The organism is Undibacterium sp. Tian12W (assembly GCF_049339405.1).
Taxonomy (GTDB): Bacteria; Pseudomonadota; Gammaproteobacteria; order Burkholderiales; family Burkholderiaceae_D; genus Undibacterium.
In genome coordinates this window covers 106,017-123,001 of the sequence record NZ_JBMPPK010000016.1, presented here as the reverse complement: position 1 = coordinate 123,001, position 16,985 = coordinate 106,017, and the positions used below count along the sequence as shown (strand labels likewise).

General features: G+C 47.5%; 16 protein-coding genes, 2 tRNA genes and 1 riboswitch. Of the genes, 7 read left to right on the top strand and 11 right to left on the bottom strand.

What is annotated here, in order from left to right:
- The first annotated feature begins 25 nt into the window (after positions 1–25).
- Positions 26–1,378 carry an FAD-binding oxidoreductase gene (locus tag ACO0LI_RS20465; RefSeq protein WP_422950408.1) on the top strand — a complete coding sequence of 451 codons (1,353 nt, stop codon included), beginning with the start codon at positions 26–28 and terminating at the stop codon, positions 1,376–1,378.
- A 50-nt stretch (positions 1,379–1,428) separates the two neighbouring features.
- Here the strand turns inward: ACO0LI_RS20465 and ACO0LI_RS20460 are convergent, their stop codons facing one another.
- The gene (locus ACO0LI_RS20460) at positions 1,429–2,556 is read right to left on the bottom strand and encodes a YiiX/YebB-like N1pC/P60 family cysteine hydrolase (RefSeq protein ID WP_423034900.1); all 1,128 of its coding nucleotides are present in this window, start codon (positions 2,554–2,556) and stop codon (positions 1,429–1,431) included.
- 20 nt (positions 2,557–2,576) lie between these two features.
- Positions 2,577–3,203 (bottom strand): response regulator, encoded by a 627-nt coding sequence (locus tag ACO0LI_RS20455; RefSeq protein ID WP_423034898.1) that lies wholly within the window; start codon positions 3,201–3,203, stop codon positions 2,577–2,579.
- A gap of 363 nt (positions 3,204–3,566) precedes the next feature.
- Between ACO0LI_RS20455 and ACO0LI_RS20450 the strand changes: the two genes are divergently transcribed.
- From ACO0LI_RS20450 to ACO0LI_RS20430, 5 genes are all read left to right on the top strand, one after another.
- Complete coding sequence (locus ACO0LI_RS20450) at positions 3,567–4,349, top strand: C1 family peptidase (protein ID WP_422950411.1); 783 nt, start codon at positions 3,567–3,569, stop codon at positions 4,347–4,349.
- Positions 4,350–4,390: 41 nt separating this feature from the next.
- Positions 4,391–5,314 (top strand): hypothetical protein, encoded by a 924-nt coding sequence (locus ACO0LI_RS20445; RefSeq protein ID WP_422950412.1) that lies wholly within the window; start codon positions 4,391–4,393, stop codon positions 5,312–5,314.
- A 10-nt stretch (positions 5,315–5,324) separates the two neighbouring features.
- Complete coding sequence (locus tag ACO0LI_RS20440; protein WP_422970425.1) at positions 5,325–5,627, top strand: hypothetical protein; 303 nt, start codon at positions 5,325–5,327, stop codon at positions 5,625–5,627.
- Positions 5,628–5,736: 109 nt separating this feature from the next.
- Positions 5,737–5,836, top strand: a riboswitch (TPP riboswitch).
- A gap of 68 nt (positions 5,837–5,904) precedes the next feature.
- Entirely contained in the window at positions 5,905–8,049 is a 2,145-nt protein-coding gene (locus tag ACO0LI_RS20435; RefSeq protein ID WP_423034896.1) for a TonB-dependent siderophore receptor, read from the top strand.
- 162 nt (positions 8,050–8,211) lie between these two features.
- A complete protein-coding gene (locus ACO0LI_RS20430; RefSeq protein WP_423034894.1) occupies positions 8,212–8,727 on the top strand; it encodes a hypothetical protein in 516 nt (171 codons plus the stop codon).
- 82 nt (positions 8,728–8,809) lie between these two features.
- Here the strand turns inward: ACO0LI_RS20430 and ACO0LI_RS20425 are convergent, their stop codons facing one another.
- Both ACO0LI_RS20425 and ACO0LI_RS20420 read right to left on the bottom strand, forming a co-directional pair.
- On the bottom strand, positions 8,810–10,267 hold the full coding sequence (locus tag ACO0LI_RS20425) for a Ppx/GppA family phosphatase (RefSeq protein ID WP_422950416.1): 1,458 nt from the start codon (positions 10,265–10,267) through the stop codon (positions 8,810–8,812).
- Positions 10,268–10,419: 152 nt separating this feature from the next.
- The gene (locus tag ACO0LI_RS20420; protein ID WP_423034892.1) at positions 10,420–11,292 is read right to left on the bottom strand and encodes a class I SAM-dependent methyltransferase; all 873 of its coding nucleotides are present in this window, start codon (positions 11,290–11,292) and stop codon (positions 10,420–10,422) included.
- Positions 11,293–11,613: 321 nt separating this feature from the next.
- Here ACO0LI_RS20420 and ACO0LI_RS20415 point away from each other — a divergent pair, with 321 nt between their 5' ends.
- Complete coding sequence (locus tag ACO0LI_RS20415) at positions 11,614–12,210, top strand: hypothetical protein (protein ID WP_422950418.1); 597 nt, start codon at positions 11,614–11,616, stop codon at positions 12,208–12,210.
- A 28-nt stretch (positions 12,211–12,238) separates the two neighbouring features.
- Here ACO0LI_RS20415 and ACO0LI_RS20410 read toward each other — a convergent pair whose 3' ends face one another.
- The 7 genes from ACO0LI_RS20410 to ACO0LI_RS20380 form a co-directional block, all read right to left on the bottom strand.
- Positions 12,239–12,571, bottom strand: a complete 333-nt coding sequence (locus tag ACO0LI_RS20410; RefSeq protein ID WP_162059374.1) for an SMR family transporter — start codon at positions 12,569–12,571, stop codon at positions 12,239–12,241.
- Positions 12,572–12,721: 150 nt separating this feature from the next.
- Positions 12,722–12,797, bottom strand: a tRNA-Lys gene (locus ACO0LI_RS20405).
- Positions 12,798–12,861: 64 nt separating this feature from the next.
- Positions 12,862–12,937: transfer RNA gene (locus ACO0LI_RS20400), tRNA-Lys, on the bottom strand.
- Positions 12,938–13,109: 172 nt separating this feature from the next.
- Positions 13,110–13,871, bottom strand: coding sequence for a tol-pal system protein YbgF (ybgF, locus tag ACO0LI_RS20395; protein WP_422950419.1), 762 nt, complete (start codon positions 13,869–13,871; stop codon positions 13,110–13,112).
- Between the two features lie 95 nt (positions 13,872–13,966).
- Positions 13,967–14,494, bottom strand: a complete 528-nt coding sequence (gene pal / locus ACO0LI_RS20390) for a peptidoglycan-associated lipoprotein Pal (RefSeq protein ID WP_422950420.1) — start codon at positions 14,492–14,494, stop codon at positions 13,967–13,969.
- Positions 14,495–14,538: 44 nt separating this feature from the next.
- Positions 14,539–15,816: a Tol-Pal system beta propeller repeat protein TolB gene (gene tolB / locus ACO0LI_RS20385; RefSeq protein ID WP_423034889.1), complete on the bottom strand. Its 1,278-nt coding sequence runs from the start codon at positions 15,814–15,816 to the stop codon at positions 14,539–14,541.
- Positions 15,817–15,831: 15 nt separating this feature from the next.
- Positions 15,832–16,947 (bottom strand): energy transducer TonB, encoded by a 1,116-nt coding sequence (locus ACO0LI_RS20380; protein WP_423034887.1) that lies wholly within the window; start codon positions 16,945–16,947, stop codon positions 15,832–15,834.
- Positions 16,948–16,985 lie beyond the last annotated feature (38 nt).

Sequence of the window (16,985 nt, the reverse complement as noted above, 5' to 3'; positions counted from 1 at the left end):
CAACACTCAAATACGTGGAGGCACTATGATCACCATTCATGACCTTACCGGACTTAATGCAACATCGATTTCATCCATGCCCATCATCGCAGATCAAGATGAAATGAAAACTTATCTGACTGATCATGATGACACAGAGAAATTATCAATCGCAGGTTCACGTCACAGTCAGGGTGGGCAAGCGACATGCAGTAATGGTGCGATGCTGATCACTGAGTTAATGAACAGAATTACCGAAGTAAACACGACGGATAACACTGTCACGGTAGAGGCTGGTGCGACCTGGTCTGACGTCCATCATCACCTGAACCAATTTGGTTTGGCTCCATTAGTACATCAATCGTCAGCAGGTTTTTCAGTCGGTGGTTCGCTGAGTGTCAACTGCCATGGCCGCGACGCCAGAAAAGGACCATTATCTTCCACCGTCAAAAGTTTGGAACTTTTATTGCCGAATGGAGATACCACAACAGTGACGCCAGCAGACGAGCTATGCAAAGCAGTGCTTGGCGGATATGGTAGCTGCGCAGTCATTCTTGAAGCGACGCTGCATGTAGGGAGAAATGATCTATTACGCCAGGATGCAAAATTAATCAGCCTGGAGGACTATCAGAAAAAGATCGTTGACAGAGACAATACCAGCACCTGGCCGGACATGCACTATGCATGGCTGTCCTTTGATCCAAAAAAGCTTTATGACGAGGTACTCAGCGTTGATTATGTCAACACGCTGCAAAGCGCCGCAAGCAATGAAAAACTTGATATTGAAAAATGGGCCACGGGCGAATTTACCAGTAAGGCATGGGCTGTTTCTCGCCAAAGCACAGACGCACGTTCCAAATTATGGCAACTGGTCAAAGCATATTACCCTGGCGACCACACAATTAAAAGTCGCATGAACTGGATGCGCTCTGCCATTTCCTTTGTTCTGCATAAAGGCACCGATGAAACTGACATGCTCCAGGAATATTTTGTCCCATTGCGTGAATTGCTGCCTTTTGTGAAAAAATTAAAATCCTTGTACCAAGAAACAAATGCAGTGTCAGTCTTGAGCACAACGCTAAGGATAGTTCAACCAGAGAAAACCGACCATACGACATTTCTTTCATACTGCCCAAAAGAAAGCATGGTATGTGTGGCTGTTGATTTGAGTGTAAAAGTCTCAGGTGGCGTGCCAGATCCATCAGCCATAATATGTTTTAACAAGGCAGCACGATTCGCAATCGCGGCTGGCGGTAGCTATTACCTTCCATATTATCGTGCTGCGGACCGGGCGCTGTTTCAGGAAGCCTACCCAAATCATGCATCCCTGACTTCTGCGATTGCAGCGCATAACCCGAATCGCAAATTGCACAATGATTTTTTAAGCGCATACCTTTAAAAACAGAGGCTGTCCAGAAACTGGATGGCCTCTTTTTTAACATCAACACATCAGGCGTAGGGAAAGTTTCCTGGTCCCGCTTTACCAGTTGGGAAGTTAGGTGGCCTGTGGTAGCTAGTGTCGAGCACTTGGCTATGATAAAGCATCTTTGGAGTCATCCACGGGAATGGATGCGATAGCTGTATGCCCGCCAAGCTCAATGCATGCGTTAATACCTCAGATAAAAGGGCCTTGCTTGGGCCATGCATATCGGATAAGTCCAACAGGCGATCAACTACCCATTGCCATGTCGCCTGATCAGCAACATCTATATTGGCACCTAACTTGAATGCTCTGAAAATAAACTCACTACAATAAATGCGATCATCATCGCCTAAGGTCTTGGTGTCAAACATATCGTAAGGTCTGCCCAGCATTAATTTGGCTTGTGCCTCGACCATTTGCTTCATTTCCAGTGACAGCTCCTGACCTGCATCTTTTGGTCTAGCGGCCCAGATATAGTTTCCCCTTGCGAGTTTCTGATTGCGCCAGGAACGCAAGCGCTCGATGCCTGCGCCCGTCGGCCATACAATCTCCTGGCTTAATTCAGCTGGATCATCATACGGATGCAAAGAAACACGGTAATGGCTAAAATCTGAGGCGTTCGCCTCAATCACAAACACCTGCTGATCACGCCGTACAGCCATGGCAACATGACCAATATAATATGGTCCAAGATGCCCATCGAAATTTCCCAGGCTAAATTCATTGTCCGGGCCACCCAAACCAGCGCGAAATAACATGACCAATGGATTTTTCAGAAAATCATCCAGCGTACTGTTTGCATCAAATCCAAAGATGTTAAAAAAATCCGGCAAGAAAGAACTGATGGCGTCTTTGACCTTAAAAGCCTCATGCAGTAATTTGCTTTCCGGCATGTCAAATAAAGAATCGCCATAAAATTTTTCCAGCAAAAAGAATTGCTTTGCGTCCCCATCTCCAGCACCATCTACAGTCCAGATTCGCTCTTTCACATTCGCTAATATCTGTGATTCATCATTCAAACTCTTAAACTGGAGAAAATCAGCATTAAAAGATGGGGCCAAGGGAATTTTTGAGTCTGGTGTCCTGGGGAACAGAAGATCGCCGGTTTGCAGTTTATCTGGCGAGGGTGAGAGTTCATTTATATTTGAAAACATGGAACCTCCGATACATTAGTTTATTTCAACAAGCCTAATTTGTTTGCTTCATATACAGCTTCACTTTTGGAATGCACTGCCAATTTCACATAGATATTTTTAATGTGTGTATGCACGGTATGTATCGATACTTCATGCAAACGTGCCACCTCTGCATATTTAAATCCTCGCGAAATATAGTTCAGCACTTCCAGTTCACGTGGGGTCAATGCCCCGCCTGGAGGCACATCAACGGCAGGGGCGGGTTCTTTCCGGAATTTACGCAATACCAGCCGGGCAATCACCGGTGTCATAGGTGCACCACCAGAACTCAGCAACATGATCTGCTTTTCAATATCATCATCCATTGCATCCTTCAGTAAATACCCGGATGCACCCGCTTCAATACTGGCAAGCACATGTGATTCATCTTCAAACATACTGATCACCATAATGTCAGTTGCAGGATGCCGGATTGCACAGTACCGGATGACGTCAATACCGCTGATATCCGGCAAACCCAAATCACTGAGCAAGACATCCGCATGATGGTCTTTAAGCCAATTCAACATATCGTTGCCGCATACCGCTGCATAAACCAAACGCAAATATTCAGAAGCTGCAATTGACGCACAAAAACGTTCCCGCGTAGCCGCATCATCTTCCACCAGAGCAACGTCAATTTTTGATGTCAATTTATTCATATCAGAAAATTACTTTATTTCCCTGCAAAAGTCACTATCAAAAAATGGGAAAGCTATTCAAAAATAATGACACAGACTTGACTTCCGTCATGACGCAAAAAAGAACCAGTCGAAATTAATCCGGTACGGTGCATCCTAAGCTTTTCAGCAGCGCAACGCCCTCCCCATTTTTAGTGATTTTCCTTCCATAACTCAGCTTCTAATATTGGCAATACAGAAAGCAAAAATATCAACAATGTCGATGCACGCAAGGCTGATGAATACGCAAGTTAAGACATGAAGATTTGGTTTCTGAAAATAAACTCCACAACGAAAGAAGGACTTATCATGCCTGCCAATACCAACATGGAAACCAAGTATTTTTTTGGATGGAAGCCAGATTTACCAGATATCCGGGATCGTAGCTATTCGGCATCATTCGAATTGCTCAACAATTTGCCGGCCGCAGTAGATTTGCGCCCACTTTGCCCACCTGTAGTATCTCAAGGCAATCTGGGCTCGTGCACGGCAAATGCCATTGCCAGCGCGCACTACTTTTGTCAACTGAGGGAAAAGCGAGAATTTGCTTTCCAGCCCTCGCGTTTATTTATTTATTACAACGGTCGCCTGCTGGAGGGAACACAAGGCTCAGATAGCGGTGAATACATCCGGGATGGATTTAAAACGATCGCCAATGAAGGTGTATGCCCAGAGACCAACTGGCCATATGACGTCAGTAAGTTTTCCCTCGCGCCAGACAAAGAATGCTATGACAAAGCAAAAAATTACCAGTCAATACAATACGAGCGACTGACACAATCACTAAGCCAATTCAAGGCTTGTCTTGCAGATCAATATCCCTTTGTGTTTGGATTCACTGCCTATGAAAGTTTGCGGAGTGAAGAAGTCAGAAAAACCGGCAAACTGAACCTGCCAAATGGCGGCGAGAAAACCATCGGTGGTCATGCCGTTATGGCTGTCGGCTATGACGATGCCACACAATGCTTCATTGCACAAAATTCGTGGGGCACCGACTGGGGAGACCAAGGCTATTTTTATATCCCTTACTCCTATGTAACGGACAGAAATCTGGCCGACGACATGTGGACTTTGCGCTTGGTCGAAGTTTGAAGCCCCTGCATTTACACAATAAAATCTTCCGGGAGAACATCATGTCAATTCCAAACTATAGCAAATACCTGGCCGGGGTATTTGTGATTTTGCTTTTACAAGCCTGCTCTATACCAATCAAAAAAATCGAAGCCCCGGCACCGATCGAAGCAATAACTAAAACCGGGTATACGTCGAAACAAAAAGAAACAGATATCACTGCTTATCAGAAAGCGATTGGAGAAAAAGACGCCTCAGCAGCAAAAACTATCCGTAATCGCATCGTCTTGAGTATACGCAGGGAAATCGAAGTCAATTACTCTGCATTTGAAAGAAGCATGTTTGAAAACCGTGCCCAGACAGAGGTTGGCGCAGACATACTTGAACTGGCCTTGTCCACTGCTGCCACATTGACCGGTGCCGAAAGGGCTCGTAAGAATCTGACCGCCTTGCTGACAGGCGTCAAAGGTTCAAGACTGTCAATCGACAAAAATTTCTTTGCAGATAAAACCTACGGTACGCTGGTGGCACAGATGCGGACATCTCGCGCCAACATCAGTGCTGACATCTATAAAAAACTGGCCCTTCTCAGCGTTGAAGAATATTCGCTGGAACAAGCAGAAATTGACCTGGTCAGCCTGTTTAATGCTGGAACGCTGCATGAGGCAGTTATTGCAGTAGCCAACAAGGCCGGTCAAGACGCGGTCAGCGCAGAAAAAAATGAAAAAGATAGTGCCAATCTGGTGCTTGATGCCACAGTGGATGACTTTAATCAAATCTACACATTGAGAAAAAAACTCAGAGAGATGTATTTGAATGGTGACATCGCTGGTGCGAAAAAAATATTGAAAGCACTGGACAGCAACATGCCTGCCAACATCAGCAATGACGATGTCTGGAAAAACCTTGATGCTGAATTGAAAAAAACCCAGTCGAACAAAGCCTATCTCAAAACATTGCTCGACGCATTTAATACAACCAAATAAGGAGACCATCATGGACGCACAAATCAGTGGAACAAAAACTTTACTGGCCCAGCAAACTGCCATCAATTTTTCTGAACAAGCCAACAACGTCAAGCTTTTTTCTTATCATGCTGGCAATGAGCCATTTAACAATGTGGTACTGCATGAAGTTTCGCTTGCTGAGGAAATTATCCCTCTGGAACTGGTCGAATTATCAGAAGATAAGACAATCAACGAACTTGTTGCAACATACAAAGAAAAAAACAAAAGCTTGTTGTTCTTCAACGCAATCTATGTTGAAGGTAACAAAAAAATGGTCGCAGGCTTTCGTTAAACTCAATAATCTGAGTTTGCAATGAGAATGGCACGCTGTCGCTTTTCACTCAAATGCGACAGCGTTCGTAAAGTCAAAATAAAGCCGCATCGGTTTCATGTTAAACTAGGCTCAACGCTAGGGGTCCTGGGAATAATCATTTCCGGGTGAGAGAGTCCCTTCTACCTGATCTGGATAATGCCAGCGAAGGGAAGCGCAAAGTCCCGGTCCCTCCTGCTTCTTTGTTTGCTCCCGCGCTGCCATCCACAACGCATTAAAAGCAAACCAAGAGCACATCATGTCTGACTTTACTGTACGCCCGCACTTTTTACGTCCCACCATCATTGCCTGCGCTATCGCCCAGGCTTGCCTGTCGCTGTCATCTGCGCACGCCCAGAGCACGGCAGGAAATGACAAATCCCTGCCAGAAGTGACCATCACTGGCAGCAAAGGCACAGAAAACAAGGTAGAGCGCAGCAAAGTCACAGGTTTTATTGATGCGGCACTGCTGGATACGCCTAACTCAGTCAATGCCTTCAGCACGGCACAGATGCAGGACCTGCGCATACGCCAGACCACGGATGCGATGAAATATGACGCCAGTGTCAATGATGCGTATAACGCCATTGGTTATGCCGAGCAATTCTCCATACGTGGTTTTGCCCTGGATAATTCCAGCAGCTACCGCAAAGACGGTTTTGCCATTCCTGGTGATGCTTCCATTCCTTTGGAAAATAAGGAGCGTGTAGAAATACTCAAGGGCATAGCAGGCTTTCAGGCTGGTTTTGGTACGCCAGGCGGCATCATCAATTATGTGACCAAACGCCCTGCCAGCTATGCAGTTCGCTCTGCCACATTTGAAATCAGCGAGCGCGGCACTGTATATGGCGCAGCGGACATCAGTGACAATTCCAGTGACAAGCAATTTGGTTTCCGCATCAATGCAGCGGGTGAACGCCTGCGCTCTTATGTCAAAGGCGCAGATGGTAATCGTCAGTTCTTTTCTGCCGCATTTGACTGGCACATCACACCACAAGCCCTATTGCAAATCGATGCTGACTACCAGCACAAATCGCAATTGTCAGTACCAGGTTTTCAATTATTCAATGGCACGGATTTGCCACGTGGTATCCCTGCTGACCTGATGCTCAATGCTCAGCCATGGGCAAGACCGGTAGATACCCGCAACAGCAATCTTGGCCTGCGTTTTGAATACCAGATCAATGCTGACTGGCGCGCCAGTGTCTCAGCCAACAAGCACGAATTCAAGCGCGATGACTACACAGCCTTCCCTTATGGCTGTGGCGCTGCCAATCTGTATCCGGGCTATTGCGCGAATGGCGACTATGATGTGTATGACTATCAAAGCGTGAATGAATCCAAATCACTGTGGGGCACACAAGCCCTGTTGAATGGCAAACTCAATCTGGGTGGCATGCAGCACGAGCTGGCTGTTGGCCTCAGCAATTCACAGCGTAAAGATTATTTTGGTGATTATGTGTATGACTATGCGGGCAGCAGCAATTTGTTCCGTCCTGTCAGCGTAATGCCATCTGTAAATAAAACCGGCCCGGTTTTGCTGCGTCGTACTGACAAGGAATGGTCAGCATTTGTACAGGACATTATCAGTCTGCAAGACAACCTGAAATTGCATCTGGGCCTGCGTCATCTGAACATCTCGCGCACGCAACTTGATAATCCGGGCTATGACCAGAACAAATTCCTATCGACAGCTGCGCTGGTATTCAAACCAGTACAGCAAGTTTCTGTATATAGCAGCTTTGCCCAGGGACTGGAACACGGCGGCATCGCGCCATTCGGCACCAGCAATGCCAGCCAGATGCTGAACCCCGGCAAATCCACACAAATTGAATTTGGTGTGAAGGCCGATGTACAACGCGACCTGAGCCTGTCTGCAGCCATCTTCCGCATCAAGAAGCCGCTGGAATATACCAATAGCAGCAATACCTATGTCAGCAATGGTGAGGCACTGCATACTGGCCTGGAGCTCTCTGCCCAGGGCAAGCTGACATCGCAACTGAATCTGGGTGCAAGCATCACTGCACTGGATGCCAAACAGCAAAACACCGGCATCAGCAGCCTTGATGACAAGCGCGTCATGAATGTGCCACGCTTTAAATCGACAGTCTATGCAGATTATGCGATAGCTGAAGTCAAGGGTTTGAATGTGAATGCGAGCTGGCAATACGCCAGCAGCAAGGCCTTCAGCCCGGACAATAGCGTTACCGTGCCTGGCTATCACGTCGTCAATCTGGGGGCGCGCTATGCAACGCAAATCGGCAATACGGCCACTACCCTGCGCTTTAACATCGACAATGCACTTAACAAGTTTTACTGGCGTGATGTGACCCAATCATTGGGTGGTTATTTATTCCCAGGTGCGCCGCGCACTTATAAAGTATCAGCACAATTTGATTTCTGATACGGCATGATCCATTCAAAAAGCGATGCCAGTTTATCTGGCATCGCTTTTTTATTGCTTGCAGTACTGCCATTCAATACTTTTCAGTCTATACGTGGCATTAGGTAGAGAATATGTCATCCTTATAGCTCGCATTCAGGCAAACCTATAGGTAAGGACATGATGAATACTTTCAAGTATATTTTTGCGATCGCAGGCAGCCTGCTCGCCAGTCTTGCAAGCGCAGATGAAGTATTGAAATGCCGCGCCAATTTCCCCGATTTTGGGAATGGCAAGCACCAGTTTGAAATACAGATAGACAAACTGGCAGACGGCAAGCTCGCAGGGAAAATTGACGGCAAGCCCGCCAATCAGGATATCAAGATGAAAGAGTACCTGATATCGCCTGCACTGGACTATGAGACAGATCCGTATTCAGCCGCCTTTGGCAAACTTAATGAAGCAGAGACCGCCCTCATTCATATCCATAAATTGCAACAAGACCCCTATGCCGGACAAAAACCGCTGGTTTCATTCCCATTAAAGGAAGTGAGCAAGGTGCATTATTACGATATGGTCGGTGGTGCAGGCAGTAAAGCCAACAAATTTGGTGGCACGATAATTTTCGAGGCCTATAACAAATCAGGCAAGCGCCTGGGTCGCGTGTTCAGGTCCATTATGGTGGCGGATTGCATTTGATTGCGTTTGATCGAATTTGCTTAGCTCTCCTTGCCAGGCACAATCGTGATGGCAGGGAGGGATTAGTAAGGTGCAGGAAAAATTACACGTTCGCCCGGACCAGAAAATCTATGCCTATCTCACGCCAGGCTTCAATTTCTTTTTGCAGCCAGTAAGCAACTGTGGGGTGGACACTGACCCAGTCGCGTTTCATTTCAAGCTCAACTCTGCCTTTCATTTTCAGGCGCACATCTTCAAAATCAATTTCAGCGCGTGAATGCATGAGCATCACTGCCAGACGCAGTGCCAGCACCGCCTTGGCAAAATCCTGGTCAGCCAGACCATCACCGACCTTGCGCAGATTGCCTTTCTGACTGAGGATAAGCTTGCTCATCACTCTTTGCTCACGCGTGGTAAAGCCCGCCATGTCGGCATTCTCTATCATGTAAGCGCCGTGCTTGTGATAACCGGTATGCGAAATCGCCATGCCGACTTCATGCAGGGTCGCACTCCATTGCAATAAGCGCACATAGGTATCGCCAGCAGGTTTCAATTGCAGATACAGGGACTTGACCATATCTGCGACGCGGTTCGCCCGCGACATATCAGTACGGAATAAATTCGCAAACGATTCGACGGCAACTTCACGGCGGTCGCGTCTGGTGGCGCGCAGGTACAAATCCCACATCACCCCCATGCGCAAACCGGCTTCTATCGGCTGCAAGACACTGATATTAAATTCTGTCATCAGGCCTATCAGTATGGCGAGCCCACCTACTACCATCGCGACTCGCTCAGGCTTGATGCCGCTCAACTCCAGCTGATCTATCTGCCCGCATTGCACGCAATATTGTTTGAGTGCATTCAGGCTCTTCAGGGTCAGGCTGCCATCACCGAGGCCACCTTTGCTGATGGCATCAGAAATCGCCCGCATGGTACCTGAGGAGCCGTAGGCCTTGCGCCAGTGTTGTGGCTGGTAAGGTGGTGCCGCATCTTCAAACATGGAGCGGGCCGACAGGATGGCAGCTTCAAATGCGGCATCCGTCAAACGTCCGTCAGGGAAGAAACTTGCACTATGCTTGACTGTACCTATGCTGAAGGATTCGACCTTCAAAATCTCATGCCCATGCCCGAGTATCACTTCAGTCGAGCCACCACCGATATCGAGGACCAGCCGACGTTCACCTGGCACTGCCACGGCATTCGATACACCGATATAGATCAGACGCCCTTCTTCTTCACCAGAAATTACCTCAATCGGGCAACCTATGGCAGCCTCTGCCAGCGGCAATAATTGCGCTGCGTTTTTTGCAATGCGTATGGTATTGGTAGCGACTACCCTGACGCTTTCTACCGGGTAGGCATTCAGAATTTCACGAAAGCGCGCCAGGCAATTAATCGCCTTCTGCATGGCCTCTGGCGTCAAGTTGCCATTTTTATCCAGGCCTGCTGCAAGACGTATAGGGTCGCGCGCGCTCTTGATGACTTTGATGACATCGCCTTCATGCCGGGCGATGTGCATGCGAAAACTGTTGGAACCCAGATCAACGGCGGCCAGCATGTTTTCTATCCTTTACTGAGTGTGAATATAACAATCAAAAAACGCACCGAAAAAACAGGTGAATTGCAGAATAAGCATAAATGATATTAATCATTTTTTATGACCATACAGTGACCTTGATAAACTGCGGTGGTCTGTGTGCCACAAAATGCTTAAGACTGGACAAAAAATCTTCTCTGCATGGCTTCCAGCCCTGTGGTCTTCAGCACTTCAGCCAGACGCTCTGCTGGCCGTTTGGCTGGCAAGCCCTTGTATTCTGCCACGATGAGTTCGTTTTTCATCGAATGCTCCCATCCTACCAGTTCCGTGACCCTAACCTGATATCCATGTGCTTCCAGTTGCAGGCAACGCAGTACATTGGTGATCTGGCTACCGAATTCGCGCGTGTGTATGGGGTGACGCCACATTTCTGACAAGGGATTATTTTTTACCGCATCGCCCTTGGACTTGCGCAACTCTGCTGCGACTTCTGCCTGACAACAAGGTACCAGTACCATGAACTGTGCTTTTTTCTTTAGCGCAAACTGTATTGCATCATCTGTAGCGGTATCACAGGCATGTAAGGCCGTGACGATATCGATTTTTTCTGGCAGAGCCGATGAAGTAATCGAATCGGCAACAGATAAATTCAAAAAAGACATGCCAGGAAAATCCAGGCGCTGCGCCAGTTCGGTCGAGCGCTGCACCAGTTCATCACGCGTCTCTATGCCATAAATTCTGGCCTTGCTTTGTGCCTGCTCAGATTTGAAGAACAGGTCATACAGAATGAATCCCAGATAAGACTTGCCCGCACCATGATCCACCAGGCTGATATCGGCATGGTCTTGCTGCAATTTCTGCAATAGCGGCTCTATGAATTGGTACAGATGATAAACCTGCTTGAGCTTGCGGCGGCTATCCTGGTTCATCTTGCCATCACGCGTGAGGATGTGCAGTTCCTTGAGCAACTCCAGCGACTGGCCAGGGCGTATTTCATGCTTTTCCGACTTATCCGCAGGGGCGGTACTGGCAGTTTTCTTTTTCATGGCTTTCATTCATCGTGCACTAACATAAGGTCCAGCATGATAAGGCATAAGTACTTACCCGGCAAAAAAACAGGCTTTCGTCATACACAGTCGATGTCAAATCAGGTCGTAATTTACCTTAACAGTCTTTCAGAGAAATTTCCCCTTCAAAAGTATGGATGACACAGTCTGTGTCAATTACGCAATCATTAAAGGGCAAGCATGCATCATGGCAAACAATTAGGATAAATAATAGCCTATTAGCGATTTAAGCTTTGCCCGTCACCAGCAGGATGAATGACAGCAACACACATTACTCTGATCAATAAGCAAGGACACCCTATGAGCACCATCGCCAAAAACGAAATTGAACCGACAGACCCATCCGATCTGAAACGCCGCAATTTGCTGCAACTGGCTGCGGGGCTTGCCGCATCAGCAACGGCAATAGAAACAACAGCGACCATATCATCTCCAGCCACTCCTGCTGCAACAGGCAAGCCCGGAGACTTTCACTTCTTGTCTGGCAACTGGAAAATCAAACACCGCCGCCTGAAAGACAAGGAATGGGATATTTTTGAAGGCGAAGCCAGCGTCATTGAAATACTTGGCGGCATCGCCAGCGTAGAAGAACTGCGCATACCCGCACGCGACTTTAGCGGCATGGGCCTGAGGCTGCTCGATACAGAACGAAAGTTATGGGCCGACTACTGGGTCAATGGAAAAAATGGCGTATTGACCCCACCACCATCCCTGGGCAGTTTTGTTAATGGCGTAGGCACCTGGGAATCAGAATACAAGGACGGAGAACAAGCCATACTGGTGCGTGGCGTGTGGGACCAGATCACCAGTAATTCCTGCCGCTGGTACCAGAGCATCTCACGCGACCAGGGACAAAGCTGGCAAGAGAACTGGGTCATGCACTGGCAGCGCGCCTGAAGCACTTATAATCAAAGGCTGCGGTGATTTAATGCGCGGCAGCCCTGGAAAATACATTCATGATAATCACACCAGCCATGATGAAGGCGATACCAATCAGGGCAGGCATATCCAGTTTTTGCCCAAACAAAAACCATCCTATAAGAGTGACCAGCACGATGCCAACACCAGACCAGACTGCATAAGCCACACCCACAGGTATCACACGCAGAGTCAGCGACAGAAAATAAAACGCCAAACCATATCCCAGTACCACTAAAACTGATGGCCACAATCTGGTAAACCCCTCGCTCGCTTTCAATGATGAAGTCGCGATGGTTTCAGCAATGATGGCAATGCCTAGTAACAGCCATTTATTCATGATGCCAGCTCCTGACGTTGTTGCAGGTAAGTCGCCTGATTGAAATATCAGCGGGAATACTTAAACTCAATTTATTGAGGTATTGAGGTTATGCGAAATGCAGAAAAGCAAAAAGCCAACCCCGTAAGGTTGGCTTTTTGCCATAAATCTTGGTAGGCCGTGCGGGATTCGAACCTGCGACCAACGGATTAAAAGTCCGCTGCTCTACCAGCTGAGCTAACGACCCAAAATTATTGCAATTGCTAAAAAATTTAAAGACTTAGTAACACGACCTAAGTCTTTGTAATTCGTGGTAGGCCGTGCGGGATTCGAACCTGCGACCAACGGATTAAAAGTCCGCTGCTCTACCAGCTGAGCTAACGACCCCCGAAAGACCAAAATTATAGTATGTTCCAGATACTCTGTCAACGGCGTTACAGGAATAAGAAAGGACAGGCCTGTCAGGCAGGCCTGATTTTCCTGTCCTGCCATAGGGAGGACAGTATGCAAGGCAAGAGATTCTGGCGTCGCCGTTCAGCAACGCCACTATGGGGCTGACTTACTTCAACCCCGCCAAACGATTTTTGGCTGCCTGCGCAGCTTCAGTGTCCGGGTATTTGGCCAGAACGCTTTCCAGCACTTTTTTGGCTGCAGGTTTTTCTTTGAGTTCGATATGGCAAGCGGCGATATTCAGCAAGGCATCGGGTACCTTGGGGTGGTCTGGGTAGCTTTTTACTACCAGTTGCATGTTAGCGATGGCGTTGCGGTAATCACGCTGCATGAAGTAAGCAAGACCCAGCCAGTACTGCACAGTTCCTGCATAAGCGGATTGTGGATAATTCATCAGGAAGTTGGATAAGGCAGGCGTTGCAGCCTTATAGTCACCAGCTTTAAACAGGGTGCCAGCAGCATCATAAGTACGCTGCTCATTAACATCGACAGTCGCGTCCTGGCCATCTACTGTCACACGTTTGGGTTCCAATTTACGAATACGATTGTCGAGATCGATGTAAAAATCCTGCTGGCGCTTTTGCGCATTGGTGAGATCATTGGTCAACACTTCGATCTGGCCGCGCAACTTGGATATTTCTGCGCGCAGCGCTTCATTTTCATTTGCCAGCTCCAGTGCAGTACCCTTGTCTGCCTTGGTTTCCAGTCTGGAATCAAGCCTGGCATTGACCGCATCCACTTTTGCCCGCAAATCCAGTATGGCTTTGCGCGCCTCATCATCGTCAAAAATACCGGCAGACGCCATGGTAGGCAAAAATGCGCAAGACAGCGCGGCAGCAAGAATGGTGGTGCGTATGGAATTAAGTTTCATGGCGATCTGAAAAAATGGATACGCACTGCAGCTTTACATCAAAGATGCAGTGCCAAATGCAAAGAAAGCCTCAAACGAGGCTTTCAAACACGAGATTACTTGTACAGAATATCGGAGCGGCGATTCTCTGCCCAGGAAGCTTCATCGCTACCTGTTGCCTTTGGTTTTTCCTTACCCAAAGAAACAGCTTCGATCTGCGCATCGGACACACCCAGCAAAGTCAGGGATTTGCGTACGGCTTCTGCACGCTTTTGGCCCAATGCCAGATTGTATTCGCGACCACCGCGTTCATCCGTATTACCCTGGATCAGGATATTGCGGTTTTTGTTAGTGCCAAGGAACTTGGCATGTGCATCAACCACTGGTTTGAACTCTTCTTTTACAACATAGCTGTCATAGTCAAAATACACGCTACGCTTGGCCAATGCACCTTGCGTCAATGGATCAACAGTTGCAGTGACTTGTTTTACTGTATTTGTGTCTGTGCTGGACGCCGTTGTCGTAGTCGTAGATTTATCTTCGACTTTCTTGTCTTCCAGCGGAACTTTGGAAGCACAAGCTGTCATCAGAACAACGCTGGAAATCAAGATTGCCAGGGTTTTGGATTGGGATGTAGTACGCATTTTCTCTCCTGATTTAAAATAGATAAGCAATTAGTCAATACAGCTTATTTCATGAAAGGACCCCAGGTGGGCTCCCGAATATCTCCGGCCTGGACCGTCAATTTCTGCTTCACCTTGCCATCAATCGACACTACCGCGAGCGCGCCACGACGGCCAGACTCAGTTGCGTACATGATGTAGCGTCCATTTGGTGAAAAACTTGGTGACTCGTCCTTGGTAGTATCAGACAGTCTTAATTCCTGGCCGCTGGCCAAATCCAGTGCATACAACTGGAACTTGCCATCACGACGTGAAATATAAGCCAAAGTCTTACCGTCAGGGGATATTCTTGGGGTGATATTGTATGAACCGGTAAAGGTCACGCGTTTTGGATCACCACCACTTGCACTCATTTTATAAATTTGTGGGCCGCCGCTGCGGTCGCTCAGGAAATAGATAGACTGACCATCGGCAGAAAATTGCGGCTCAGTATCAATCGATGAACTGGAGGTTAATTTTTGCAGATTACCGCCATTGGCATTTACCGTAAAAATCTGGGTCTGACCATCGCGCGACAAAGCCACTGCCAATTTGCTGCCATCATGAGACCATGCCGGTGCTGAATTATTACCCTTGAAATTGGCAACTTCTGTTCTTTCACCGGTGATCAGGTTTTGTACCAATATTACAGGCTTGCGCTTTTCAAAGGACACATAGGCAACCTTGGTGCCATCTGGCGACCATGCCGGAGAAATGATGGGTTCTGAAGAACGCAAGGCGATTTTGGTTCCATCACCATCAGCATCGGCCACTTCCAGGCGATATTCAGAACCAGCCTTTGTCACATAAGCGATGCGGGTAGAGAAAATACCGCGTACACCAGTCAATTTTTCGTAGATATCGTCAGCTATCCTGTGGGCTGTCAGACGTATATTGTTTGGCGGCGCAGTGACCGAAAAACCAGACAGGGCATTCGATTTGACTGTGTCGAACAATTTATAACGCACGTCAAAGCGGCCATCTGCCAGGCTTTGTACGCTGCCAACCACCAGCGCATCTGCGCCTTTGGATTTCCAGTCGCCAAAATTAACGACAGCGTTTTCATTCAAAACTGTGTTGGCATCGATGATCTTGAAATAGCCGCTGCGGTTCAAGTCATCCTTGATGATGCTGGTCACTTGCTGAGGCGTCAGGGCCTCGTCGGTAAATCCGGCAATTGCAATCGGTATCTGGTTGGAGCCAACGCCTGATATTTCTACCCTGATCTGGGCAGAGACAGGAGCGAACCCCGATAAATTGGCGACCGCTGCAATCACAGCCGTTACAGCTATTTTCTTCAACATAGACATCATTGGAGTTTATTCTTCCTTCATACGGTTAACCACCGTCACACTGGGTGGAACTTGACCAGTCTTGTCACGCGGGAATGGAGCTGATTTTTCTATGCCAGCAGCAACCGCATCATCAAACGCTGGAATTCCCGAGGATTTAACTTTGCGTATTGCACCACGTAGTGATCCATCTGGCAATAGGTTAATCGTGTATTCCACTGTAGGATTACCGGCCGTACTGTCAGTCCCAGTGTAACTTGTATTGGATTTGACCTTGGCTGCAATTTTTGCGCTATAGCTGGGGTCACCGCGGTTATTGCCCGTAGATTTTTCACTGTTACCAGAATTTCCGTTACCTGCATTAGCTAGCTGTTTTTTTATCCTTTCTCTTTCGTCATTTAGGAGTTTTTCGGATTTTTCTTTTTCTTTGGCCGCCAGCTTTTTCTTATCTGCTTCCTGAGTAAGTTTTTCATCCTTGCGCTTTTGTTCGGCAAGTTTTTCCTGCTGCTCTTCCTTGCGTTTTTTCTCAGCAAGTTCGCGTTGATGCTCTTCTTCTTTTTTCTTTTCGAGCAATTTACGCTTTTTTTCCTGCGCCAGGGCAATTTCAGGATCTTCCTGACGCACTTCTTCCTTGACCGGCACAGGCTCTTTCGGCTTTTCTTCTACGACAGGATCGGGAACCGGAACAGGCTTGGGGGCAGCTTCACGGGTGGTCATATCCCAGACCTCAGCCTCAACTGCGTTGCTTTCCTTATTTTGCCAGCGCACACCTATCCATAAAAAACTTAACAAAACGACATGCACAAGGGCGGCCAGCGCTATGGATCGCAATTGCCCCTTCTGATGCTGATGAAAATCCGGATGTACTTGCTTGGAAACCTGATTCATAGTCATTAAGACTTTATTTGCCCGACTTGGTTCCGGAAATGTTAACCATGTCAGTGACAAAAAATGCACATTAAAGTTGTAACAGCTGAAATTATAAACCGCAAAAGACTTTTTCCTCATAATTCGTACTGAACTACGATACCCATCGTCTTTGGCGTCTTTGGCGTCTTTGCATACGCCTTTATATATTAACGCATAAGAAAAAACCAATCCGTGTAAAATTTGTAAGTGATTTGCGTATGTGCTAAAACTCATTTCATCAACAGCCTCAGGATGAATTTAAGGCGAGCTAG

Bases quoted from the DNA above. Each gene is read 5' to 3' on its own strand.
- ACO0LI_RS20420 (WP_423034892.1), bottom strand. From the start codon at position 11,292: ATGAAAAAGAAAACTGCCAGTACCGCCCCTGCGGATAAGTCGGAAAAG.
- ACO0LI_RS20380 (WP_423034887.1), bottom strand. From the start codon at position 16,947: ATGAGTTTTAGCACATACGCAAATCACTTACAAATTTTACACGGATTG.
- ACO0LI_RS20415 (WP_422950418.1), top strand. From the start codon at position 11,614: ATGAGCACCATCGCCAAAAACGAAATTGAACCGACAGACCCATCCGAT.
- ACO0LI_RS20435 (WP_423034896.1), top strand. From the start codon at position 5,905: ATGTCTGACTTTACTGTACGCCCGCACTTTTTACGTCCCACCATCATT.
- ACO0LI_RS20410 (WP_162059374.1), bottom strand. From the start codon at position 12,571: ATGAATAAATGGCTGTTACTAGGCATTGCCATCATTGCTGAAACCATC.
- ACO0LI_RS20445 (WP_422950412.1), top strand. From the start codon at position 4,391: ATGTCAATTCCAAACTATAGCAAATACCTGGCCGGGGTATTTGTGATT.
- ACO0LI_RS20450 (WP_422950411.1), top strand. From the start codon at position 3,567: ATGCCTGCCAATACCAACATGGAAACCAAGTATTTTTTTGGATGGAAG.
- ybgF (WP_422950419.1), bottom strand. From the start codon at position 13,871: ATGAAACTTAATTCCATACGCACCACCATTCTTGCTGCCGCGCTGTCT.
- ACO0LI_RS20430 (WP_423034894.1), top strand. From the start codon at position 8,212: ATGAATACTTTCAAGTATATTTTTGCGATCGCAGGCAGCCTGCTCGCC.
- pal (WP_422950420.1), bottom strand. From the start codon at position 14,494: ATGCGTACTACATCCCAATCCAAAACCCTGGCAATCTTGATTTCCAGC.
- ACO0LI_RS20465 (WP_422950408.1), top strand. From the start codon at position 26: ATGATCACCATTCATGACCTTACCGGACTTAATGCAACATCGATTTCA.
- tolB (WP_423034889.1), bottom strand. From the start codon at position 15,816: ATGTTGAAGAAAATAGCTGTAACGGCTGTGATTGCAGCGGTCGCCAAT.
- ACO0LI_RS20440 (WP_422970425.1), top strand. From the start codon at position 5,325: ATGGACGCACAAATCAGTGGAACAAAAACTTTACTGGCCCAGCAAACT.
- ACO0LI_RS20460 (WP_423034900.1), bottom strand. From the start codon at position 2,556: ATGTTTTCAAATATAAATGAACTCTCACCCTCGCCAGATAAACTGCAA.
- ACO0LI_RS20425 (WP_422950416.1), bottom strand. From the start codon at position 10,267: ATGCTGGCCGCCGTTGATCTGGGTTCCAACAGTTTTCGCATGCACATC.